The sequence below is a fragment of the Lysobacter niastensis genome, from assembly GCF_031457115.1.
Taxonomy (GTDB): domain Bacteria; phylum Pseudomonadota; class Gammaproteobacteria; order Xanthomonadales; family Xanthomonadaceae; genus Lysobacter_J; species Lysobacter_J niastensis_A.
In genome coordinates this window covers 1,546,400-1,567,434 of sequence record NZ_JAVDVY010000001.1, presented here as the reverse complement: position 1 = coordinate 1,567,434, position 21,035 = coordinate 1,546,400, and the positions used below count along the sequence as shown (strand labels likewise).

At 67.1% G+C, this 21,035-nt stretch carries 23 protein-coding genes; 16 read left to right on the top strand and 7 right to left on the bottom strand.

What is annotated here, in order from left to right; genetic code table 11:
- The first annotated feature begins 81 nt into the window (after nt 1–81).
- A complete protein-coding gene (locus J2X06_RS07140; protein ID WP_310060150.1) occupies nt 82–1,617 on the top strand; it encodes a helicase HerA-like domain-containing protein in 1,536 nt (511 codons plus the stop codon).
- Nucleotides 1,618–1,814: 197 nt separating this feature from the next.
- Entirely contained in the window at nt 1,815–2,234 is a 420-nt protein-coding gene (locus tag J2X06_RS07135; RefSeq protein WP_310060147.1) for a hypothetical protein, read from the top strand.
- Between the two features lie 35 nt (nt 2,235–2,269).
- On the opposite strand, the gene J2X06_RS07130 is transcribed toward J2X06_RS07135, so the two are convergent.
- Nucleotides 2,270–3,919 (bottom strand): transglycosylase SLT domain-containing protein, encoded by a 1,650-nt coding sequence (locus J2X06_RS07130; protein WP_310060145.1) that lies wholly within the window; start codon nt 3,917–3,919, stop codon nt 2,270–2,272.
- 84 nt (nt 3,920–4,003) lie between these two features.
- On the opposite strand from J2X06_RS07130, the gene greB reads away from it, so the two are divergent.
- Complete coding sequence (gene greB, locus J2X06_RS07125; protein ID WP_310060143.1) at nt 4,004–4,519, top strand: transcription elongation factor GreB; 516 nt, start codon at nt 4,004–4,006, stop codon at nt 4,517–4,519.
- 60 nt (nt 4,520–4,579) lie between these two features.
- On the opposite strand, the gene J2X06_RS07120 is transcribed toward greB, so the two are convergent.
- Entirely contained in the window at nt 4,580–5,110 is a 531-nt protein-coding gene (locus J2X06_RS07120) for a hypothetical protein (protein WP_310060137.1), read from the bottom strand.
- A gap of 210 nt (nt 5,111–5,320) precedes the next feature.
- The gene (gene rimO / locus J2X06_RS07115; protein WP_310060135.1) at nt 5,321–6,670 is read right to left on the bottom strand and encodes a 30S ribosomal protein S12 methylthiotransferase RimO; all 1,350 of its coding nucleotides are present in this window, start codon (nt 6,668–6,670) and stop codon (nt 5,321–5,323) included.
- A gap of 137 nt (nt 6,671–6,807) precedes the next feature.
- Here rimO and J2X06_RS07110 point away from each other — a divergent pair, with 137 nt between their 5' ends.
- The 10 genes from J2X06_RS07110 to J2X06_RS07065 are packed head-to-tail and all read left to right on the top strand — an operon-like array spanning nt 6,808 to nt 13,166.
- Nucleotides 6,808–7,476: a dienelactone hydrolase family protein gene (locus J2X06_RS07110; protein ID WP_310060132.1), complete on the top strand. Its 669-nt coding sequence runs from the start codon at nt 6,808–6,810 to the stop codon at nt 7,474–7,476.
- Nucleotides 7,473–7,904: an HIT family protein gene (locus J2X06_RS07105; RefSeq protein WP_310060130.1), complete on the top strand. Its 432-nt coding sequence runs from the start codon at nt 7,473–7,475 to the stop codon at nt 7,902–7,904. Before J2X06_RS07110 ends, J2X06_RS07105 begins: the two co-directional genes overlap by 4 nt.
- Nucleotides 7,901–8,596, top strand: coding sequence for a 5-oxoprolinase subunit PxpB (gene pxpB / locus J2X06_RS07100; protein ID WP_310060128.1), 696 nt, complete (start codon nt 7,901–7,903; stop codon nt 8,594–8,596). The genes J2X06_RS07105 and pxpB overlap by 4 nt, the downstream gene beginning before the upstream one ends.
- Nucleotides 8,593–9,546, top strand: coding sequence for a biotin-dependent carboxyltransferase family protein (locus tag J2X06_RS07095; protein WP_310060125.1), 954 nt, complete (start codon nt 8,593–8,595; stop codon nt 9,544–9,546). The genes pxpB and J2X06_RS07095 overlap by 4 nt, the downstream gene beginning before the upstream one ends.
- A 34-nt stretch (nt 9,547–9,580) precedes the next feature.
- Nucleotides 9,581–9,745, top strand: coding sequence for a LiaI-LiaF-like domain-containing protein (locus J2X06_RS07090; RefSeq protein ID WP_310060123.1), 165 nt, complete (start codon nt 9,581–9,583; stop codon nt 9,743–9,745).
- Between the two features lie 28 nt (nt 9,746–9,773).
- Nucleotides 9,774–10,544, top strand: a complete 771-nt coding sequence (locus J2X06_RS07085) for a 5-oxoprolinase subunit PxpA (RefSeq protein ID WP_310060121.1) — start codon at nt 9,774–9,776, stop codon at nt 10,542–10,544.
- Complete coding sequence (locus J2X06_RS07080) at nt 10,541–11,254, top strand: DUF969 domain-containing protein (RefSeq protein ID WP_310060118.1); 714 nt, start codon at nt 10,541–10,543, stop codon at nt 11,252–11,254. The genes J2X06_RS07085 and J2X06_RS07080 overlap by 4 nt, the downstream gene beginning before the upstream one ends.
- On the top strand, nt 11,241–12,206 hold the full coding sequence (locus J2X06_RS07075) for a DUF979 domain-containing protein (RefSeq protein WP_310060115.1): 966 nt from the start codon (nt 11,241–11,243) through the stop codon (nt 12,204–12,206). The genes J2X06_RS07080 and J2X06_RS07075 overlap by 14 nt, the downstream gene beginning before the upstream one ends.
- The gene (pcp, locus tag J2X06_RS07070; RefSeq protein WP_310060112.1) at nt 12,203–12,859 is read left to right on the top strand and encodes a pyroglutamyl-peptidase I; all 657 of its coding nucleotides are present in this window, start codon (nt 12,203–12,205) and stop codon (nt 12,857–12,859) included. Before J2X06_RS07075 ends, pcp begins: the two co-directional genes overlap by 4 nt.
- A 10-nt stretch (nt 12,860–12,869) precedes the next feature.
- Nucleotides 12,870–13,166, top strand: coding sequence for a hypothetical protein (locus J2X06_RS07065; protein WP_310060109.1), 297 nt, complete (start codon nt 12,870–12,872; stop codon nt 13,164–13,166).
- Nucleotides 13,167–13,235: 69 nt separating this feature from the next.
- Here the strand turns inward: J2X06_RS07065 and dcd are convergent, their stop codons facing one another.
- The 3 genes from dcd to apbC form a co-directional block, all read right to left on the bottom strand.
- Nucleotides 13,236–13,805 carry a dCTP deaminase gene (dcd, locus tag J2X06_RS07060; RefSeq protein WP_310060107.1) on the bottom strand — a complete coding sequence of 190 codons (570 nt, stop codon included), beginning with the start codon at nt 13,803–13,805 and terminating at the stop codon, nt 13,236–13,238.
- 134 nt (nt 13,806–13,939) lie between these two features.
- Nucleotides 13,940–15,304 carry a S8 family peptidase gene (locus J2X06_RS07055; RefSeq protein WP_310060105.1) on the bottom strand — a complete coding sequence of 455 codons (1,365 nt, stop codon included), beginning with the start codon at nt 15,302–15,304 and terminating at the stop codon, nt 13,940–13,942.
- Between the two features lie 123 nt (nt 15,305–15,427).
- Nucleotides 15,428–16,498, bottom strand: a complete 1,071-nt coding sequence (gene apbC, locus J2X06_RS07050) for an iron-sulfur cluster carrier protein ApbC (protein WP_310060102.1) — start codon at nt 16,496–16,498, stop codon at nt 15,428–15,430.
- Between the two features lie 202 nt (nt 16,499–16,700).
- Between apbC and J2X06_RS07045 the strand changes: the two genes are divergently transcribed.
- From J2X06_RS07045 to rnfB, 3 genes are all read left to right on the top strand, one after another.
- Nucleotides 16,701–17,150: a DUF2147 domain-containing protein gene (locus J2X06_RS07045; RefSeq protein WP_310060100.1), complete on the top strand. Its 450-nt coding sequence runs from the start codon at nt 16,701–16,703 to the stop codon at nt 17,148–17,150.
- A 137-nt stretch (nt 17,151–17,287) separates the two neighbouring features.
- Nucleotides 17,288–19,360 carry a methionine--tRNA ligase gene (gene metG, locus J2X06_RS07040; RefSeq protein ID WP_310060097.1) on the top strand — a complete coding sequence of 691 codons (2,073 nt, stop codon included), beginning with the start codon at nt 17,288–17,290 and terminating at the stop codon, nt 19,358–19,360.
- Between the two features lie 50 nt (nt 19,361–19,410).
- Nucleotides 19,411–19,818, top strand: coding sequence for an Rnf electron transport complex subunit RnfB (rnfB, locus tag J2X06_RS07035; protein WP_310060094.1), 408 nt, complete (start codon nt 19,411–19,413; stop codon nt 19,816–19,818).
- Nucleotides 19,819–20,027: 209 nt separating this feature from the next.
- On the opposite strand, the gene J2X06_RS07030 is transcribed toward rnfB, so the two are convergent.
- Entirely contained in the window at nt 20,028–21,020 is a 993-nt protein-coding gene (locus J2X06_RS07030; RefSeq protein WP_310060090.1) for a TraB/GumN family protein, read from the bottom strand.
- Between the last annotated feature and the right edge of the window lie 15 nt (nt 21,021–21,035).

The following is a 21,035-nucleotide window of genomic DNA, read 5'->3' as shown; positions in this document are numbered from 1 at the left end:
CGAAACAGTGAGCCCCATGCGCGCTACATCGTTCCGAATCGCGCATAGAATCGACCCACGTTCACTGGAAGCTCCCCATACATGGACCCGACCCACGCGATCCTGATCGGCAAGGCCGTCACCACCCCCACTTCGCTTCCCGAAAGCCAGGGCCAAGTGGTCCTGCTCCCGAAATTCGGCAACCGCCACGGGCTGGTCGCCGGCGCCACCGGCACCGGCAAGACGGTCACCCTGATGACGGTGGCCGAGGGCTTCTCGCGGATGGGCGTTCCGGTGTTCCTGGCCGACGTGAAGGGCGACGTGGCGGGCCTGGCGATCGCCGGCACCGCCGGCGACAAGCTGCAGGCGCGCATCGCCGAGATCGGCATCGCCGACTACCGCTGCGAGGCCAACCCGACCGTGTTCTGGGACCTGTTCGGCAAGCTCGGCCATCCGGTGCGCACGACCGTCAGCGAGATGGGGCCGACGTTGCTGGCCCGCGTGCTGGAGCTCAATGACACCCAATCGGGCGTGCTCGACATCGTCTTCAAGCTGGCCGACGACCGCGGCCTGCTGCTACTCGACCTGGAGGACCTGCGCGCCCTGCTCGGCCTGGTCGCGGAAGAACGCAAGGACATTTCCACGTCCTACGGCCTGGTCAGCGCGCAGTCGATCGGCGCGATCCAGCGCGCCCTGCTTCGGCTGGAGCAGGAAGGCGGTGAGATGTTCTTCGGCGAACCGGCGCTGCAGTTGGCTGATCTCATGCGCACCAATACCGACGGGCGCGGCGTCATCAACGTCCTCGCCGCCGAGCAGCTGATCCTGAAGCCGCGGCTGTATTCGAGTTTCCTGCTGTGGTTGCTGTCGGAGCTGTTCGAGGCGCTTCCGGAAGTCGGCGACCTCGACAAGCCCAAGCTGGTGTTCGTGTTCGACGAGGCGCACCTGCTGTTCGACGATGCGCCGCCTGCGCTGCAGCAGCGCGTCGAGCAGGTGGTGCGCCTGATCCGCTCCAAGGGCGTGGGCGTGTATTTTTGTTCGCAGTTCCCCGATGACGTGCCCGATGACATCCTCGGCCAGCTCGGCAATCGCGTGCAGCACGCATTGCGCGCGTTCACCCCGCGCGACCAGAAAGCGGTGAAGACCGCGGCCGAGACCTTCGTGCCCAACCCCGCGCTCGATGTCGCCCAGGCCATCTCCAAGCTCGGCACCGGCGAGGCGTTGGTCTCCACGCTGCAGGACAAAGGCATTCCGATGCCGGTGGAGAAGACGCTGATCGCGCCGCCGCGCTGCCGCATGGGCGCGATCACCGAGGCCGAGCGCGCTCAGGTGCGAGCCGGCAGCCCGGTCGGCGGCAAGTACGACCAGCGCATCGATCGCGACTCCGCCGCGGAGATGCTGGCGAAGAAGGTCGAAGCGGTCGCCGAGCAGGCCAAGGCCCCGCCCGCGCGCACCCGCGAGCAGGACGAGGCCGAGGAAGGCGGTTTCAGCCAGTCGGTCAAGGACGCGGTGTTCGGCACCCGGCGCCGCCAGGGCATGGTCGAGACCATGGCCAAGCAAACCGCACGCACCGTCGGTAATCGCATCGGCCAGCAGATCGTGCGCGGATTGCTGGGCAGCATCTTCGGCGGCCGCCGTTGACTGCTGCGTCGCAACGCTCGCGATGACCAGCGCGACACGCTCGACCCGATTGCGCGGCTGACCGCCCGCGGCCCCGCGGCGCGTTATCCCAAGCGCGCGCCAGGACGGGGGCTCCGTGCAGCGTGTCGACGTCGTGGCCGGGCGGCGATGCGTCCCCGTAGGCCGTCGCGCCGCTTTGCGGCGCCCAGGAGACCGTCATGTCTCGTTCCCCCTTGCTGCTGTCGCTCGCTGCCGCCGCGGCGTTGACCTTCGCCGCGCCGGTCTACGCCCAGGACCCCGGCCACGTCGTCGTCGCGATTTACCGCGTCGCTCCGGGCAAGCAAATGGAATTCCTGAAGTGGATGGCCACACGCGAAGCCATCGATCGCGAAGCCGGCGTCGGTGCGACGCAGTGGTACGCGCACATGAGCGGCGACAGCTGGGACTACGTCGCGATCTCGCCGGACGTCGACGACGCCACTTCAGACAAGATCGATGAAATGACGCGCAAGCGCGGTCTTAAGGCCGGACCACAGGGCGGGCTGGAATTCCGTGCAATGGTCGCCTCGCACACGGACACCCTGGCGGCCGGCCCGTTGACGGCGGCGCAGATGGTGGACCGCGCGAGCAAGCCGTAAGCGCTGTTCCGCGTTGGCACCGGCGTGCCCGCCGATCAGTCGTCGGCGGGCGCGGACGCCGCTACCTGCTCGCGCGCGCGCCGGCGCGCTTCGACCTGCTGCAGGGCGAGCTTGTAGGCGCAGTAGTACTTGTAGATGTTGCGCACGTAGGTGGTCGTCTCGATGCCGATCTTTTCGGCCGTGACAATCTCGACATTGTTGAACCACTTGTCCGGGTTTAGCCCGCGGGCGGCTGCCTCGCGGCGCATCTTGGCGATGTTGCCCGGCCCGGCGTTATACGCGGCGAAGGCAAACAGCGGACGCACGTCCTCGCTGAAATGCGCGTCCTGGAAGTAGCGCGTCATCAGCTGGTCCATGTACTTGGCGCCGGCATGGATGTTCGGCTCGACCTCGCGGATGTCGCCCACCCTCAGCTCCTTGCCGGTGGCAGGCATCACCTGCATCACGCCGATGGCGCCGACATGGCTCTTTGCGTCCTGCCGCAGGCGGGACTCCTGGTAGCCCTGCGCGGCCAGCATCACCGGATCGAAGTCGTATTGGGTTCCGTATTTCCTGAAGAGTTCGACCACCGTCTGGAAACGCTGCCAATCCGCGTCGCCGGTATTGTTGGTGATCTGCTTCACCTGCTTGTTGAACTGGGCCACGCGGTAGTCGATGACGCCCTGCTTCCTTGCGTAGTTGGCGTAGAAGTCGTTGATCGCCGCGTCAAGTTGCGGACTGTTCTTGCGCGTCGCCCACCCGATGTAGCCACCTTCGCGCAGCGCAAGGTCCTCGTGCACCCGGATTGCAGGCAGCACCTGCGCCCAGATGCGCGCCTTCCAGTCGTCGACGACGACATATTCGAGAAGGCCTGCGTTTAGCATCTCCAGGATGTCTTCGTCCTCCAACGCGTCCGGCAGCGGCACGATCCGGATGGCCGGCTTGCCGGCCCGCACCAGCTTCCCGCTCAGCACATGGACGCTTTCGTAATAGCTGGTGGCGGGCCGCACGTGCACGCGGCGACCGGCCAGGTCCTCCAGGCGCGTGATCGGAGCCGATTGCGGCCCGGTGATGAGCAGTTCGCGTACCGGCTTGCGGTCGCGGGGCGTGACGAAGTCGACGATCTTCAGCCGCGCCGGTGTCTCGGTCAGGTTGCCCGCGGCAATGTCGCCCAGGCCGGCCGCCAGGTCCGGCAGCAGCCGGTCGCGCGTCGTCGGTATGAGGTACAGGGTGATCGGGCGCTTGCCCAGCGACTTGGCGTATTTCTGGTTGAGGTAGCGCTCGAAGTCCCGCAGCAGTTCGGCGCTCAGCCCGCGCTCGCGTCCCTTGTCGGTGAAATACAGGGTTCGGCTGTAAGGCACCAGCGCGCGGATCATCCGGCGCTCGAGGATCGCGTCGAAGTCGCCGGTCCACGGCTTGTTCTCGAGATTGAGTTGCCGCGTCGTGGTTTCGGCGATAGCTGGGCTTTCCGGCGTTTCCGCCGCCGCGGCCGCGGCCGGGGACGATGCGGAAGGCGGGACAGGTGTGGCGGCTGGCTCGGCTGCAGCAGGCGCAGGCGTGGCGGCAGGTGCCGGTGCGTGCTTTGTCGCGGCGGGAGCCGCAGTCGTCGACGCCGGGGCGGACGGTTCGTTCTTCGTGCACGCAGGCGCCAGAGCGAGCCACGCGCCCAGCAGGGATGCGACGAACAAGCGGGGTGCATGGAACATGGCTGCCTCCGACGTCGGTCGGCCGCCGCTTGAGTGACGGCGGTCTGTCTGCGATAACGACGACCCGTCCCTGGCTCTCACTGCATGTCCCGCTGGCGTCCACCGCCCGAAAAGAGCACCGCCCTGATCACGCGCGCCGGCCACGATCGCCTCAAGGCCGAGTTGGACGAGCTGTGGCGCGTCAGGCGACCGGAGGTGGTCAAGGCACTCGCCGCCGCCGCGGCCGAGGGCGACCGCTCCGAAAACGCGGAATACACCTACCGCAAGAAACAACTCGCCGAGATCGACCGGCGAGTGCGCTACCTGAGCAAGCGTGTACCGGCATTGCGCGTGGTCGACACGACACCGAGCGATCCTGACGCGGTGTTCTTCGGCGCGCAGGTGGAGATCGAGAACGCCGCCAGCGGCGACTGCCAGCGCTACCGCATCGTCGGCCCAGACGAAACCGACGCCAGGTCCGGCTGGATCAGCATCGACTCACCGCTGGCACGGGCGATGCTGAAAAAGCGGATCGACGACGAGTTCGATGCGACCCTGCCCGGGGGCGTGGTCCGCTTCGTGATCGTCGACATCCGCTACGGCAACGACGACAGCCGCTGATCCAAGGCAGGATCCCGCAGCGGAGCGGCGCGATCCGGCGCCGCTCCCGCAATGTCCTGGCTACGGGTGGGTAAGGTGATCCCACTTCGCGTAGCGCTTGGCATACATGGCGTAGACGTAGCCCAGTACCGCGCCGAACGCCAGGTGCGAGACGATCGAGGCCCAGTGACGCCCCTCGGCGAACCACGGGAACAGGTACACGAACCCGTAGAAGTTCACCAGGTACACCACCAGTCCAAAACCCGCGCCGAGCATCGTGTCGGTCAGCCGCGAGCGCCCCTTGGCGATGAATGCGAAGACCAGCGCGTAGAGCAGCGACAATGCGAAGTGGATGATCGTGGCGGCGATCAGCGCACCGGTGTCGATGGTGTTGGGCGGCAACAGCGCGCTGGGGCCCATCGTGATGGCGGCGATCATCCGCACCGGAACCCAGCTGCTCAGGCCCATGAACAAGGGCGCGAAGATCAACTCCAGCACCAGGAACACCACGCCGGCAGCCAGTCCTGCGTACAGGACCGCCTTGCCCGAGATGTGCGAACCGGGGACGGTGAAGTGGAGGTTGTGAAAGCGGTCGGCAACGCTGTTAGGCATAAGCCCTCCTCGCGCGACAATCCGCGACGACCGGGCGCGAATTACCCGATCTCGAATCGATCAGCGCGTCGCGCGCATTCATGACACCACGACGTGCGTTACCTTCCCGTATAGGCCGACTCAGCGGTCGGCGTGGGCCCGGCATTGCGGCTGCTTACCCGCCGGCGACGCGGGCGATGTACTGACATCGCCCCGATGCGAGCGCCGGGTTCAGTCGTCGAATGCCACTTCGCCGAACAGGTCGTGCTCGTCGCTGCCCATGATCTCGACATCGACGAACTCGCCCGCCTTCAGGCCGGCCATGAAGCCGTTCTGGATCTGCACCAGGCCGTCGATCTCCGGCGCATCGGCCATCGAACGGGCAATCGCCAGCTCGCCGTCGAGCGTGTCGACCAGGCAACGCTGCGTGGTACCGACCTTGGCTTCGAGCTTGGCCGCCGAGATCTCGGCCTGACGCTCCATGAAACGGGCCAGGCGCTCCTGCTTGACCTCTTCCGGCACCGGATCGGGCAGCGCGTTGGCACTGGCGCCTTCGACCGGCGAGTAGGCGAACGCACCGACGCGGTCGAGCTGCGCTTCGTCGAGGAAATCGAGCAACTCCTCGAACTCGGCTTCGGTCTCGCCCGGGAAACCGACAATGAAGGTCGAGCGGATGGCGATGTCCGGCGCGATCGAACGCCAGCGCTGGATGCGCTCGAGCGTCTTGTCGACGGCACCTGGGCGCTTCATCAGCTTGAGCACGCGCGGGCTGGCATGCTGGAACGGAATGTCCAGGTACGGCAGCAGCTTGGGCATGCCATGAGCACCGGTCTCCGCCATCAACGGGATGATGTCGTCGACGTGCGGATACGGATACACGTAGTGCAGGCGCGTCCAGATGCCCAGCTCGCTCAAGCCTTCGCACAGCGCCTTCATGCGGGTCTGGTAGGCCTTGCCGCGCCACTCGCGCTCGGCATACTTCACATCGACGCCGTAGGCCGAGGTGTCCTGCGAGATCACCAGCAGTTCCTTGACGCCGCCCATTGCCAGCTTCTCGGCTTCGCGCAGCACCTGGTCGACCGGGCGGCTCACCAGGTCGCCGCGCATCGACGGGATGATGCAGAAGCTGCAGCGGTGATTGCAGCCTTCTGAGATCTTCAGGTAGGCGTAATGCTTGGGCGTGAGCTTGATGCCGGTGTCGGGAACCAGGTCCAGGAATGGATCGTGCTTGGGCGGCAGAGCCGCGTGCACCGCGGTCATCACGCTGCCATAGTCCTGCGGGCCGCTGATCGACAGCACGCCCGGATGCGCCTCGCGGATCTGCTCGGGCTTCTTGCCCAGGCAGCCGGTGACGATGACCTTGCCGTTCTCGGCGATGGCCTCGCCGATCGCGTCGAGCGACTCGGTCACGGCCGAGTCGATGAAGCCGCAGGTGTTGACCACCACCAGGTCGGCGTCGTCGTAGCTCTGGACGATGTCGTAGCCCTCCACGCGCAGCTGGGTGAGGATGCGCTCGGAATCGACCAGGGCCTTCGGGCAACCGAGGCTGACGAAACCGACTTTGGGATTGGCAAGGGACATTGAACGGACCAGGGACGCGAAAACGGGAAACACCCCGGACCGACCGTCAAGGAGACGGCCCACTTGGGGTCCGGGAGGGCTGCGGATTATAGCGTCGGGGCTAGAATCCTCCCGTCCCCCCAGCTGAACGAACCGCCATGGCCCACTGGACCGAACTGGACACCCCGCACGGCCCCGTCCGCGCCTGGCGCGCCGATCCCACGGGCCCGTCTCACAGCGCTGTGATCGTGCTGCAGGAGATCTTCGGCGCCAACGCCCATATCCGCAGCGTGGCTGAACGCTTCGCCGCGGCCGGCTTCGTGGCCCTGGCTCCGTCGCTGTACGACCCGATCGCGCCCGGCGTCGAACTGGCCTATACCGAGGACGACACCCAACGCGGCGCCGCCCTGCGCACCGAGCTCGGCTTCGACCGTGCCATCGACATCGTCGCCAGCGCCGCCGAGGCGCTGCACAACGAAGGCCTGCTCGTTGGCGTGGTCGGCTTCTGCTGGGGCGGCAGCGTCAGCTTCCTGGCCAACACGCGGTTGGGCCTGCCGGCCGTGTCGTACTACGGCGCGCGCACGGCGCCGTTCCTGGACGAACCGTTGCGTGCACCGATGATGTTCCACTTCGGCGAGCGCGACGCCAGCATCCCGCCGGAGGTCGTCGAGCAGCACCGCATCAGGCAGCCGACCGCACGCGTCCATGTCTACCCCGGCGCGGACCACGCGTTCAATCGCGATGTCGACAACCACGTCCATGACCCGGCCAGCGCTGAACAGGCCTGGCGCCGAACCCTGGATTTCCTCGGGGAGAACCTGCGATGAACCGGCCCGGTCATTCTCCCGGCAGCTGGCAGTTGCACCCGCAACTGGCCGACGACACCCATCCGATCGCTCATCTGGCGCTGTGCGATCTGCTGCTGATGGACGATGCCAACCATCCCTGGCTGATCCTGGTGCCGCGCGTGGCCGATGCGGTCGAACTGATCGACCTCGATCCCGCCCAGCAGGCCGAGCTGATGCACGAGATCGCGATCGTCAGCCACGTGATGAAGCGCACGTTCAAGCCGCAAAAACTCAACGTCGCCGCGCTCGGCAACATGGTGCCGCAATTGCACGTGCACGTGATCGCCCGTTTCCAGGACGACATCGCCTGGCCGAAACCGGTCTGGGGCATGGCCTCCGCCCAGCCCTACACGACCGAGGCGCTGGTGCACCGCATCGAGCAGCTGCAGGCCGTGCTGTCGCCGTGACCTCGCCTGCCTGCGGCATCGAGGCGCTGGCCGACGACGCCTGGCTGCTGCGCTTCGGCGATACGCTCGATCCCGCGCTGAACCATCATGTCCACGCCGTGGCCGCGCGCATCCGCGCGATGGCGCCGCATTGGCTGCGCGACCTTGTGCCGGCATTCGCGAGCCTGGGCGTGTTCTTTGATCCGTCTGCGGATCCGCAGCGGGTTCGCGCGGAACTCGAAGCGATGATGGATGCCGCCGATGTCGCGCAGACCGCGCAGCGGACCGGCAACACAGTGGAGATTCCGGTCGTCTACGGAGGCGAGTACGGCCCCGATCTGGAGTCCGCCGCGGACGAGTTGGGTTTTTCATCGTCGCAACTGGTCGCACGGCACACGGCCGGTGAATACACCGTGGCGATGATCGGTTTTGCGCCCGGTTTTCCCTATCTGTCGGGCCTCGATCCAGCACTGGCACTCCCTCGGCTTGCCACGCCGCGTGCCCGCGTGGCCGCCGGAAGCGTCGCCATCGGCGGTGCGCAGACCGGCATCTATCCGCGCGAGAGTCCCGGCGGCTGGCGCATCCTCGGGCGCACGCCACTGGTCCTGTTCGATCCGCAACGCGACCCGCCCACGCTGCTGCAACCAGGTGATCGCGTGCGCTTCATAGCCATCGATGCCGTCGCCATCGATGCCGACGGGTTCGCGGCATGAGTCGCGTGATCGTCGTCCAGCCGGGCCTGTCTACCACCGTGCAGGACCTGGGCCGCAGCGGTTGGCGTCATCTCGGCGTCGCCCATGCCGGTGCGCTCGATCCCGACCAGATGCGACTGGCCAACCGGCTGGTCGGCAATCCCGGCGACGCCGCGGTGCTGGAACTCGTGTTGCGCGGACCGACACTGCGATTCGACGTGCCGGTGCGCGTCGCGATCACCGGCGCCGCCGTCTCTGCGCGTTTCGAAGGCACGCCGGTGGCCATGGGCCGTCCGGTCGAACTGCCCGCGGGCGTGCTCGAACTCGGCGCGATCCAGCGCGGCGCGCGCGCCTGGCTGGCCGTGGCGGGCGGCTTCGACGTGCCGCCGGTACTGGGCAGCAGAAGCACCGACCTGCGCGGTGGCTTCGGCGGACTGGCGGGGCGCGCGCTCGGCGCCAACGACACGATTCGGCTGGGCGAAATGGTGGCAGTCCCCGTCGATGCCATCTTGCCCCGCTCCGTCGGCTGGTGGATCGACCTGCACCACGACGTCGATCCGCGCGCGCCGATCCGCTATCGGGCGTCTGCGCATCCGCTGGCGGCCGCGCTCGCGACTCGAGCCTGGCAGGTCAGCCCCAGCAGCAATCGCCAGGGGCTGCGCCTTCAGGGCGAGGCACTGCCTGCTCCGTCCGCGGACGGCATTTCCGAGCCGGTGGCGCCCGGCACGATCCAGTTGCCGCCGGACGGTCGCCCGATCGTGCTGCTGGCCGACGCGCAGACAGTGGGCGGCTACCCCCGCCTCGGGCATGTCATCGCCGCCGATCTGCCGCGCCTGGCGCAGTGCGTCCCGGGACAGCGGCTGCACTTTGAGACATGCGATGCAGCGACGGCCCATCGTTTGGCTTGCGCGGCACGGGCCCGGATCGCCAGAATCGGCGTGATGATCGACGCGCGCCTGCCCGCGGTCTGAATTTCCTCAGTCAGCCTTACCTTTCCGGAGTCCCATGAAATCCAATGTCATCGGCGCGCTGGTGCTGGTCGTAATCGGCACCCTGTTCCTGCTCAACAACCTGGGCTACACCGACATGAGCCTGGGCAAGATGCTGATGACCTGGTGGCCGGCGATCCTGATCGTGGTCGGCCTGGGCATGCTGTTCAAGCGAGGCTGACGCCCACCCCACGCGGACGGGCAAGCAAGTGAAAACCGAGCAACCAAAAGCAAGCATCGACTTCAACTGCGATCTTGGCGAAGGCTGCGGCGATGATGCCGCCATCCTGCCGCTGGTCAGTTCCGCCAACATCGCCTGCGGCGGCCATGCTGGCGACGAGGCGACGATGCGGGCGACACTGCGGCTGTGCCGCCAGTTCGGCGTGGCCGCGGGCGCGCATCCCTCGTTCGAGGATCGCGAGCACTTCGGCCGGCGCATCATGCCGATGGGCACCGACGTCATCGCCCGCATGGTGCATGCGCAGTTGGCCCTGCTGGCCGCGATCGCGGCCGAGGAAGGCATGCACCTGTCGCACGTGAAGCCGCACGGCGCCCTCTACAACGTCGCCGCCGACGATCGCGCCGTGGCCGACGCCATCGCGGCGACGGTGGCGGCCTTCGATCCGTCGCTGGTGCTGTTCGGCCTGTCGGGCTCGGCATTGCCCGCCGCGGGCGAAGCGCACGGCCTGCGTGTCGCCCACGAAGTGTTCGCCGAACGCGGCTACGACCACCGTGGCCGGCTGTTGCCGCGCGGGACGCCGGGCGCAGTGATCGAGTCGCTGGACGACGCCATCGCGCAGGTGCATCGCCTGGCCACGCGTGGCGAGGTCGTCGCCGACGATGGTTTCGTCGTCGCCGTGCGCGCCGACACGCTGTGTCTGCACGGCGACCGCGGCGACGCGGCAACGTTCGCGCAGGCGGTGCGAAGCGCGCTGGAGGCCGACGGCGTCGCCATCCTCCCCGTGGGAACCGACGCATGAGCGAGGCACTCAACTACTGGCCGTTGCTGGGCGTGGCGTGGGTCGTCGTGGGCTTCGTGCTGCGCATGAACCCGGTGATCGTGGTGGTGAGTGCCGGGCTGGTCAGCGGTATCGCCGCCGACAAGACGATTCCGGAACTGCTGGCCTTGCTCGGCGAGAGTTTTGTCTCCAACCGCGCCCTGCTGATGTTCGTGATGACGTTGCCGACCATCGGGCTGCTGGAGCGCGCCGGCCTGCGCGAGCATGCGCTGCGCTGGATCGCGCAGTTGCGTGGGCTGACCCTGGCGCGATTGCTGACCGGATATCTCGCCCTGCGCCAGGGGTTGAGCACGGTCGGCCTGATCGACATCGCCGGCCATGCGCAGACGGTGCGCCCGCTGCTTGCGCCGATGGCCGAATCGGCGGCGGAGAAACCCCACGGCACCCTGCCCCGCGACGAGATCCAGCGCGTGCATGCGCTGGCCGCCGCCACCGACAACGTCGGGCGTTTCTTCGGCGAGGACGTCTTCCTCGCCTTTGGCGCGGTGCTGCTGATCCAGGGCTTCTACGCCGAACACGGCATCGCGCTGGAACCGCTGCAGATCGCGCTTTGGGCGATCCCGACGGCGATCGCTGCGTTCGTGATTCACGCCGTGCGCATCGTGCTGTTCCAGCGTGCGCTCGACCGGCGCGCCGCATTCGCACCGGAGCGCGCCGATGCTGTCGATTGAGCATTTCTACCTGCTGCTGGCCGCGTTCCTGGCCTACGCCGGCTGGCGCAACCTGCGCGAACGACGCTACGCGCACGCGGCGTTCTGGGGACTGATCGCCCTGCTGTTCGCATCTGGCCAGACGGTGCTGAGCGCAAGCAAAGCCGGCAATCCCCTGCCCTCGCAATGGGCGGGCGCCGGCGTGATCGCGCTGGCGCTGCTCGCCACGCGGATGCGCCGCGAGCACATCGCCGAAGCGCCGGAATCCGAGCGGCTGGCATCGGCGCAGCGGCTGGGCCACCGGCTGTTCCTGCCGGCGCTGGTGATTCCGCTGCTGACCGTGCTGGTGGTGCTGTTCGGCGACCACATCGTCATCGGCGGCGTCGCGTTGTTCGGCAAGGGCAGCCTGACGCTGATGGGCCTGGCGCTGGCCTGCGTCGTGTCGGCCATCGCCGCCATCGTGGTCACCCGACAACGACCGCTGCAGGCGGCCGACGAAGGCCGCCGCCTGCTCGACACCATGGGCTGGGCGGCGCTGTTGCCGCTGGTGCTGGCCACGCTGGGCGGCGTGTTCGCCGCCAGCGGCGTGGGCGATGCGGTCGCCGCGATCGTGTCCTCGGTGATTCCCGCCGACAGCCGCCTGGCCTGCGTGCTCGCCTACGGCCTGGGCATGGTGTTGTTCACGATGATCATGGGCAATGCCTTTGCGGCGTTCCCGGTGATGACGGCCGGCATTGGCCTGCCGCTGTTGATCCAGCAGCACGGGGCGGCGCCAGCCGTACTGGGTTCGCTCGGCATGCTGACCGGCTATTGCGGGACGCTCATGACGCCGATGGCGGCCAACTTCAACCTGGTGCCGGCGGCGCTGCTGGAGCTGGACGATCCCAACGCCGTGATCCGCGCGCAACTGCCGACCGCGATTCCGTTGCTGCTGGTCAACCTGGCGCTGATGTACTGGCTGGCGTTCCGATGAACCGCGAAGACCCCGTCGTACTGCTGACCGGCTTCGTTCCGTTCGGAGGCGAAAGCTGCAATCCCAGCTGGGATTGCGTGCAGGTGCTCGATGGCGAGCACATCGAAGGCCGCCGCGTGGTCGCGCGTTGCCTGCCGGTGGAATTCGGCGCGTCGCTGGAGGCATTGCGCGCGGCGATCGATGACCTGCAGCCGGACCTCGTGCTTTGCGTCGGCCAGGCCGGAGGACGCGCCCAGATCTCGCTGGAACGCGTGGCGATCAACGTCGACGATGCCCGCATCCCCGACAACGCCGGGGCGCAGCCGGTGGACACACCGGTGACCGACGACGGCCCTGCTGCCTATTTCACCGATCTACCGATCAAGGCGATGCTCGCGGCGCTGCGTGCGGCGGGCATTCCCGCCGAGATCTCGCAGACCGCGGGCACCTTCGTGTGCAACCACGTCTTCTACGGGCTGATGCACGCGTTGCGAAACGTGCCCGCCGTCCGGGGCGGGTTCATCCACATTCCGTATTCTCCAGCGCAGGCGACGCACCATCCGGGAGCGCCGAGCCTGCCCCCGTCGGTGGCGACCCAGGCACTGCGCCTGGCGATCGCGACCGCACTGACCGTGAAACACGATGTCCGCCTGGCCGCGGGCGCCACCCATTAGGAAGCCATCGATGCGTAAATCCCTCGCCACCGCCCTGATGCTGACCGTGGCCCTCGCCACCGGTTCCGCCATCGCCGCCACCCAGGGCCAGTACGACAAGAAGGCCGCCGAGGCCGCGCGCTCGGGCCAGCAGACGGTCAGCATCTACGTCGACGTCGACTGGGGTGCGCGCAAGTCCGGCTCCGCGGGCGAACTGAACCAGGCCCACCAGGCCTTCAACGCCAACGGCTACCAGGTGATCGACGTGGTCGGCTACACCGAGAACGGGGACTTGCAGGGGTTCTTCGTTACCTACGTGCGTCGCTGAGGGAACACTCCTGCTGCAAACAAAAGGCCCGCTCGCGCGGGCCTTTTTCACGCCGGAACGACAATAAGCTCAGGTCCGAGGCAGCGTGACGCCCACCTGCCCCTGGTACTTGCCGCCGCGATCCTTGTACGACGTCGCGCAGACCTCGTCGGACTGGAAGAACAGCATCTGCGCCACGCCCTCGTTGGCGTAGATGCGCGCCGGCAGCGGCGTGGTGTTGCTGAATTCGAGCGTGACGTGGCCTTCCCACTCAGGTTCCAGCGGCGTCACGTTGACGATGATGCCGCAGCGCGCGTAGGTACTCTTGCCCAGGCACACCACCAGCGTGTCGCGCGGGATGCGGAAGTACTCGACCGTGCGCGCCAGCGCGAACGAATTGGGCGGGATGATGCAGACATCGGATTCGATGTCGACGAAGCTGCCGCTGTCGAAATGCTTGGGATCGACGATCGTCGAGTTGATGTTGGTGAACACCTTGAACTCGCGCGAGCAGCGCACGTCGTATCCGTAGCTGGAGGTGCCGTAGCTGACGATGCGCTGGCCATCGGCAGCGGTCTTGACCTGGCCCGGTTCGAACGGCTCGATCATGCCCTTCTGCTCGGCCATGCGACGGATCCAAAGGTCGGACTTGATGCTCATGCGGTCTGGCTATCCAGCGGGTCGGAGAGCGCGATTCTAACGGCTCGCCGGTTGGCTCGGGCGGCGCCCTGGTCAGAAAACACGAAGGCCCGGCGCGTGCCGGGCCTTCGGATCGGCCTTTCGGACCGACGGGATCAGAAGCCGCTGACGTTCAGGCGGCCATTGGTCAGCACTTTGCCCTGCAGCGACGGCGTCGGTACCGCCGAGCCCAGGATCGCGGCCTTGACGTCGGCAGCGGTCGCGCCCGAATGCGAGGACTTGTACAGCGCCGCCGCGCCGGTCACGTGCGGGGTGGCCATCGAGGTGCCGTTGTAGCTGGCATAACCCGACACGACGTTGCCCTTGGAGCTCACCGGCACCGTCGACCAGATGCCCGAACCCGGCGCACCGATGTCGACCGTGGTCGCGCCCCACTGCGAGAAGCTCGACAGGCCACCGGTGCTGGTGATCGAGGCGACTGCGATGACGTTGGCGTTCGGGTAGCCCGACGGATAGCTGGCGGTGGCGTCGTTGTTGTACGCGTCGTTGCCGGCAGCGGCGATGAACAGGATGTTCGCGGTGTTGGCGCGACCGATCGCATCCTGCAGGCCCTGCGAGAAGCCGCCGCCGCCCCACGAGTTGTTCGTGGCGACGATGTTCAGGCCATGACGGGTCTTCAGGTCGGTGATGTAGTCCACCGCCTTGATCGCGTTGGCGGTGGTGCCGCCGCGACGGCCGAGGAACTTGGCGCTGATGACCTTGGCGCCGCTCCAGCACACGCCGGCCACGCCCTTGCCGTTGCCGCCGACGCCGGCGATCGTGCCGGTCACGTGCGTACCGTGGTCGTCGTTGGCGCCGCCGGAGTTGATGTTGCTGCTATTGCCGTCGAAGTCCCAGCCGCGGGTGTCGTCGGCGTAACCGTTGCCGTCGTTGTCGACGCCATCCACTGGATCGTACGGATTCGTCCACACGACGTTGGTCAGGTCTTCGTGGTTGTAGTAGATGCCTTCGTCGATCACGCCGACATAGACGTTGCTGCAGTCGGTGTGGCCGGCGCCCCAGGCCTCAGCGGCCTGCGAGCCGTACTGGTTGGCCGGCGACGACGCATCGCCGTACATGCCCCACAGCGAACCGTTGGTGGCGTAGGTGTCGTTCGAGGTGGCGTTGTGCTGGTAGGTCCAGTTCGGCTCGGCGTATTCGACGGCCGGGTTGCTGCTCAGCGTGCTGATGGCCGAGGCCAGGTCGCGCCCGGCCGGCATGCGCAGCAGGGCGATTTCGCCCTTGCCGCCACGTACGGTTTCGAGCTTCTGCGCGCCCAGGCCGTTACGGACGGCAGCCTGCTGCGCGGCGGTGGAACCATCGCGGTACTTCACCAGTAGCTGGTCCGCCTCATGGGCGCGACCGGCCTTGAGGCCTGCGATGGCGAGATCGGGACGGCCGCCGGCGAATGCGGCGGAGGAGAGACCAAGCGAGACGAGCACGGCGCTGGCGAGCGCCGCAGTACGGTACGGGTGCTTCATGCAGAAAAACCCCTCGGCAAATGGACAAATAGATAAAAGAGCGCGACCGGGTGGTCGCGCGATCCGAATCTAATTTGCGCAATCAGCCATTCGCATGTTGCGACGCAGCAGAAAAATGGGGGCTCAGGACCCTATAAGCGAGACAGACAGCGGTTGTGCGACATGCGCACGAATTGCAAGCCCGACCGTCAGACGACGGGCGGTCGTCCTATAGGCGTGAGCGGCAACCGACTCAGGCGAAGACGTCACAATCGGTGCGCCGAGATCGCCCTGCTCGCGGATCGCGATTTCCAGTGGGAGGCTGCCCAGCAAAGGCACGCCGTACTGGGCGGCCATGCGACTGCCGCCGCCCTCGCCGAAGATGTGCTCGGCGTGACCGCAGTTCGAGCAGACGTGGACGGCCATGTTCTCGACCAGGCCGAGCACCGGAACCTCCACCTTCTCGAACATCTTCAGCGCCTTGCGCGCGTCGAGCGTGGCCACGTCCTGTGGCGTCGTCACGATCACCGCGCCGGCGACCGGAATCTTCTGCGCCAGTGTCAGCTGGATGTCGCCGGTGCCCGGCGGCAGATCGACGATCAGGTAGTCCAGGTCGTCCCAGCGGGTGTCGTTGAGCAACTGCGTCAGCGCCGACGTCGCCATCGGGCCGCGCCAGATCATCGGCGTGTCCTGTTCGATCAGCAGGCCGATCGACATCGCCTGGATGCCGTGTGCGCGCATCGGCTCGATGGACTTGCCGTCCGGGCTGTCGGGACGGCCGCTCAGTCCCAGCATCATCGGAATGCTGGGGCCGTAGATATCGGCATCCAGCACGCCCACGCGCGCGCCCTCGGCCGCCAGTGCCAGCGCCAGGTTGACCGCCGTCGTCGACTTGCCGACACCACCCTTGCCCGAAGCGATCGCGACGAGGTTGCGTACGTTCGGCAGCGGCGACACGTTCGGCTGCACCGCGTGGGTGGCGATGCGCTGCTGGATATCCAGATGCGCCAGTTCTCCGCCGTCGGCCGCGACGATGCGCGCGATCTCGGCCTGCAGCCACGGCTTCAGGCTCTGACAGGGGAATCCCAGGACCAGTTCGACGACGACCCGCCCGGCGGTCTCGACGACGCGGATGCGGGCCTTGGTCTCGCCCAATGAAATATCGGTTTCCGGCACCGTCAGGGCGGCGATACGGGTTTGCAGCGACTCGGTCACGAAAGGGGCCTTGCAGGGGCTGGCGATGCGCAGGGGCCCTTATTTTACGTTTCCCAAGGGGACCGCGCGTCGGACCGGATACAACGGCCAACTGCGCAACATGCGACCGGACGCGACTCCGTACGCAAGCGGATGCTGGTATAACAGGCCGCAACCGCGCGAACAGCGCGTGGCCCATACGAAAATCCCTGGGAGGGGAAACATGCGTACGAAACTGCTTGCCCTGCTGTTGCTGGCCCTGCCGCTGAGCGCGATTTCACAGAATATGGCCGCGCAGAACACGCCGGTGGGCACCTGGACCACGATCGACGACAAGACGCAGAAGCCCAAGTCGGTGGTGGAGATCTACCAGGCCAAGGACGGCAGCCTCGCCGGCCGCGTCACCGAAATCCTGCAGTCCGATCGCGGCCCCAATCCGATCTGCGATAAGTGCGAAGGCGACCGCAAGGACAAGCCGGTCAAGGGCATGGTGATCCTGTGGGGCATCCGCCAGAAGGGCGATACCTGGGAAGGCGGCCAGATCCTGGATCCGAAGAACGGCAAGACGTACTCGGTCAAGGTGACGCCGGTCGAAGGCGGCAAGAAGCTCGACGTGCGCGGCTTCATGGGTTTCTCGATGCTCGGCCGCACGCAGACGTGGGTGCGTCGCTGACGGTTTCGCCGCCATCATTCATTCCGACGCCCCGGCCCTGCCGGGGCGTCGTCGTTTTCGGGCCGGCTTTTGCCCGGTTCGAGGGCTCGCATGAGTGCATGCGATAATTCCCCGTTCTTTCGGCACCGATCCCCCCCATGTCCCGCGAACTCCTCGTCACCTTTGCCCTGCCCTACGCCAACGGCGCGCTCCACCTGGGCCACCTGGTCGGTTATATCCAGGCCGACATCTGGGTGCGGGCACGGCGAATGGCCGGCGACGAGGTGCGCTTCGTCAGCGCCGACGACACCCATGGCACGCCGATCATGCTGGCGGCCGAAAAAGCCGGAGTTACGCCTGAGGCGTTCATTGCCGGCATGCAGTCGTCGCATGAACGCGACCTGCGCGACTTCGGCGTGGTCGTCGACCATTACGACTCGACCAACTCCGCGCACAACCGCGAGCTGACCCAGGCGATCTACACCAAGCTCGACAACAACGGCCATATCCGCCGCCGCGCAGTGGCGCAGCTGTTCGACCCGGTCAAGGGCATGTTCCTGCCCGACCGTTACGTCAAAGGCATCTGCCCGAACTGCGGCACGCCCGACCAGTACGGCGACAACTGCGAGAACTGCGGAGCCACGTATTCCCCCAGCGAACTCAAGGAGCCGCGCTCGGTGCTCAGTGGCGCCACGCCGGAGGTGCGCGAGTCGGAACACTTCTTCTTCGAGGTCGGCGATTTCACCGATTTCCTGCGGCAATGGCTCGCCGGCGACGTCGCCACGCCGGGCGTCAAGGCCAAGCTGCTGGAATGGCTGGACGCCGAGGGCGGCCTGCGCGCATGGGACATCTCGCGCGACGCGCCCTACTTCGGTTTCGAGATCCCGGGCCACCCGGGCAAGTTCCTGTACGTGTGGCTGGATGCGCCGATCGGCTATCTGGCGAGCTTCAAGGTGCTGTGCGAGCGCGAAGGCCTGGATTTCTTCAGCTACCTCACGCCCCACAGCACCGCGCAGATGCACCACTTCATCGGCAAGGACATCGTCAACTTCCACGGCCTGTTCTGGCCGGCGGTGCTGCACGGCGCGGGTTTCCGCGCGCCGACGCGCCTGCACGTCAATGGCTACCTGATGGTCAACGGCGAGAAGATGTCGAAATCGCGCGGCACCTTCATCATGGCGCGCACCTATCTCGACCAAGGCATCGCGCCCGAGGCGCTGCGCTATTACTTCGCGACCAAGACCGCCGGCGGCGTCGACGACGTCGATCTCAACTTCGCAGACTTCACCGCGCGCGTGAACTCCGACCTGGTCGGTAAGTTCGTCAACCTCGCCAGCCGCTGCGCCGGCTTCATCGAGAAGCGCTTCGACGGCCAACTGTCCGCGGAACTGCCGGACCCGGCGATGTACACGCGCTTCACCGAGCAACTGGCGCCGATCGCGCAGGCCTACGAGCGCAACGAGGCCGCCACCGCGCTGCGCCTGACGATGGCCCTCGCCGACGAGGCCAACAAGTACATCGACGAGCACAAGCCGTGGGTGCTGGCCAAGCAGGAGGGCGCCGATGCGCAACTGCAGGCCGTGTGCACGCAGGGCCTGAACCTGTTCCGCGTGCTCAATACCGCGCTCAAGCCGGTGCTGCCGCGCGTGGCCGAGCAGGCCGAAGCCTTCCTCGCCGCTCCGGTAGCGGGCTGGAACGATCTGGCCGAGCCGCTGCTGGGCCATCGCATCGCCAGCTACGCGCCGCTGTTCACCCGCATCGACACCAAGCAGATCGACACCATGATCGAATCCTCCAAGGAATCACTGAAGCCCGCCGACACGACCGCGGCCCCGGCCGTCGTCCCGGCCGACAAGAGCGGCGCCGAACCGCCGGCTCCCGATGCGCATCCCGCAGCCGCCCACATCGGCATCGACGACTTCGCCAAGCTCGACCTGCGCGTGGGCAAGGTGCTGGCCTGCGAGTTCGTCGATGGATCGGACAAGCTGCTGCGCTTCGAACTCGATGCCGGCCCGCTGGGCAAGCGCCAGATCTTCTCCGGCATCCGCGCGTCCTATGCACAGCCCGATCAGCTGGTCGGCCGCAGCGTGGTGTTCATCGCCAACCTGGCGCCGCGCAAGATGCGCTTCGGCATCAGCGAAGGCATGATCCTGTCGGCCGGCTTCGACGGCGGCACGTTGCACCTGCTCGATGCGGACAGCGGCGTGCAACCGGGCATGCCGGTCCGGTGACCGGATGACGTCGCTCGCGTGAATGCGGGAGTGACCGGCATGGCAAGCACGTGACCACCGACCTGACCGAACGCCTCGATCGCATCCTGCCGCAGACCCAATGCGGCCAATGCGGTTACGCCGGTTGTCGCCCGTATGCCGAGGCGATGGCGGCCGGCGAAGCCGACATCGATCGTTGCCCGCCCGGTGGCGACGCCGGCGCGCGCGCGCTGGCGCGGGCGCTCGGCGTGGAGGCCAAGCCGTTCGATCGCTCGCGTGGCGAGCACAAGCCCGCGCAAGTTGCGTTGATCGTCGAGGCCGACTGCATCGGCTGCACGAAATGCATCCAGGCCTGCCCGGTCGACGCCATCATCGGCGGCGCCAAGCACATGCACACGGTCATCGAACCGCTGTGCACCGGTTGCGAGCTGTGCGTCCCGGCCTGCCCGGTCGACTGCATCGTGCTGGTGGAGCCGTAAGGCGGGCCTCGGTCCGCCACTCCGGTCAGCCCGTAGGCGGGCCTTGGCCCGTCACCCCAGCCGTCGCGTCACCGTTCGTCCTGAGCGTTAGCGCGCAGCGCTGAAGTCGAGGGGATGGACGGGCGATGCTATCCAAGCGCCGCCGCGATACGCCGCTGCTAAGTTCGGCGGGCCAAGGCCAGCCCTACGCTGCGGTCGCGAGTCGAGGTCTACTTCGACTGCGCGGACTGTTCGCCTGCGCCTGCACAGGCCGAGCACACCCGCTCGACCTTGTAGCCCTTGCCGCGCAGCTTCTCGACCACGCCATCCTCGCCCAGCAGGTGCAGCGCACCGACGACCACCATGGTGTCGCCCTTCTTCGCGTCGAGCATCTTGCCGATCTGCGGCACCCAGGCGTCGTTGCGCTCGACATTGACCATGCGATAGGTCTGCGGCGTCTTCTCGCGCATCTCCTCGCGGGTCAACTGGTCGAGCTTGGCAACGTCGCCGTCGCGCCAGGCCTGGTGCAGGTCGGTCAGCAGGCCCGGCATGTCCTGCGGGCGGTCGAGAAACTCGCGCAGCGAAGTGATCTGCTCGGCCATCGGCGAGGCATCAAGTACCTGCAATTGCAGGTCCATCGTCTCCAGCCCGCCGGTCGGCTTGTTGGTCGCCGCCGCCTGCTGCATCAGGTACTGGTCCAGGCCCTTGTCTGGGCTGAAGCCCAACGACTGCGACACGCCGATCAGCAACGACAGGTTGACGAACCACGGTTCGTAACCGTCGACCATGTCGATCGACGAGCCGCTCTTCGCCATCAGGCGCGACAGCTTCTCGCGCAGGTCGGCCGGCAGCACCTGGCTCAGGTTGCGGTCATCGCCAAAGCCTGCCGCGTCCAGGAACTTCGCCTGCGTGGCCGGATCGGTCATCTGCTCCGGCGGCACCTCGAACACCACCTTGTCGACGGCAGTGAACGCGGTATCGATGTCGCTCGACAGCGGATAGTCGTCGGCCTTGAGCAGATGGAACGAGCCGAGCAGGTACACGGCATTGTCGCGATCGGAGACTTTCCACAGCAGCGGCACCGGCGGCGCCTTGGCGGCGGTCGCAACGGCCACCGGCGCGGAGGGCGCAGCGCCTTCCTGCGTCACTGCCAGCGCCGCGGCCGAAGACAACGCGGCGACGACCAGTGCGGTCAGGCCCAGCTTCTTGAAGGGGAGCGACATCGCGGCCTCGGGAAT

Bases quoted from the DNA above. Each gene is read 5' to 3' on its own strand.
- J2X06_RS07090 (WP_310060123.1), top strand. From the start codon at position 9,581: ATGAAATCCAATGTCATCGGCGCGCTGGTGCTGGTCGTAATCGGCACC.
- pcp (WP_310060112.1), top strand. From the start codon at position 12,203: ATGAACCGCGAAGACCCCGTCGTACTGCTGACCGGCTTCGTTCCGTTC.
- J2X06_RS07140 (WP_310060150.1), top strand. From the start codon at position 82: ATGGACCCGACCCACGCGATCCTGATCGGCAAGGCCGTCACCACCCCC.
- J2X06_RS07080 (WP_310060118.1), top strand. From the start codon at position 10,541: ATGAGCGAGGCACTCAACTACTGGCCGTTGCTGGGCGTGGCGTGGGTC.
- J2X06_RS07135 (WP_310060147.1), top strand. From the start codon at position 1,815: ATGTCTCGTTCCCCCTTGCTGCTGTCGCTCGCTGCCGCCGCGGCGTTG.
- J2X06_RS07030 (WP_310060090.1), bottom strand. From the start codon at position 21,020: ATGTCGCTCCCCTTCAAGAAGCTGGGCCTGACCGCACTGGTCGTCGCC.
- J2X06_RS07130 (WP_310060145.1), bottom strand. From the start codon at position 3,919: ATGTTCCATGCACCCCGCTTGTTCGTCGCATCCCTGCTGGGCGCGTGG.
- rimO (WP_310060135.1), bottom strand. From the start codon at position 6,670: ATGTCCCTTGCCAATCCCAAAGTCGGTTTCGTCAGCCTCGGTTGCCCG.
- dcd (WP_310060107.1), bottom strand. From the start codon at position 13,805: ATGAGCATCAAGTCCGACCTTTGGATCCGTCGCATGGCCGAGCAGAAG.
- J2X06_RS07055 (WP_310060105.1), bottom strand. From the start codon at position 15,304: ATGAAGCACCCGTACCGTACTGCGGCGCTCGCCAGCGCCGTGCTCGTC.
- J2X06_RS07045 (WP_310060100.1), top strand. From the start codon at position 16,701: ATGCGTACGAAACTGCTTGCCCTGCTGTTGCTGGCCCTGCCGCTGAGC.
- metG (WP_310060097.1), top strand. From the start codon at position 17,288: ATGTCCCGCGAACTCCTCGTCACCTTTGCCCTGCCCTACGCCAACGGC.
- J2X06_RS07065 (WP_310060109.1), top strand. From the start codon at position 12,870: ATGCGTAAATCCCTCGCCACCGCCCTGATGCTGACCGTGGCCCTCGCC.
- J2X06_RS07120 (WP_310060137.1), bottom strand. From the start codon at position 5,110: ATGCCTAACAGCGTTGCCGACCGCTTTCACAACCTCCACTTCACCGTC.
- greB (WP_310060143.1), top strand. From the start codon at position 4,004: ATGTCCCGCTGGCGTCCACCGCCCGAAAAGAGCACCGCCCTGATCACG.
- J2X06_RS07095 (WP_310060125.1), top strand. From the start codon at position 8,593: ATGAGTCGCGTGATCGTCGTCCAGCCGGGCCTGTCTACCACCGTGCAG.
- J2X06_RS07105 (WP_310060130.1), top strand. From the start codon at position 7,473: ATGAACCGGCCCGGTCATTCTCCCGGCAGCTGGCAGTTGCACCCGCAA.
- J2X06_RS07110 (WP_310060132.1), top strand. From the start codon at position 6,808: ATGGCCCACTGGACCGAACTGGACACCCCGCACGGCCCCGTCCGCGCC.
- J2X06_RS07075 (WP_310060115.1), top strand. From the start codon at position 11,241: ATGCTGTCGATTGAGCATTTCTACCTGCTGCTGGCCGCGTTCCTGGCC.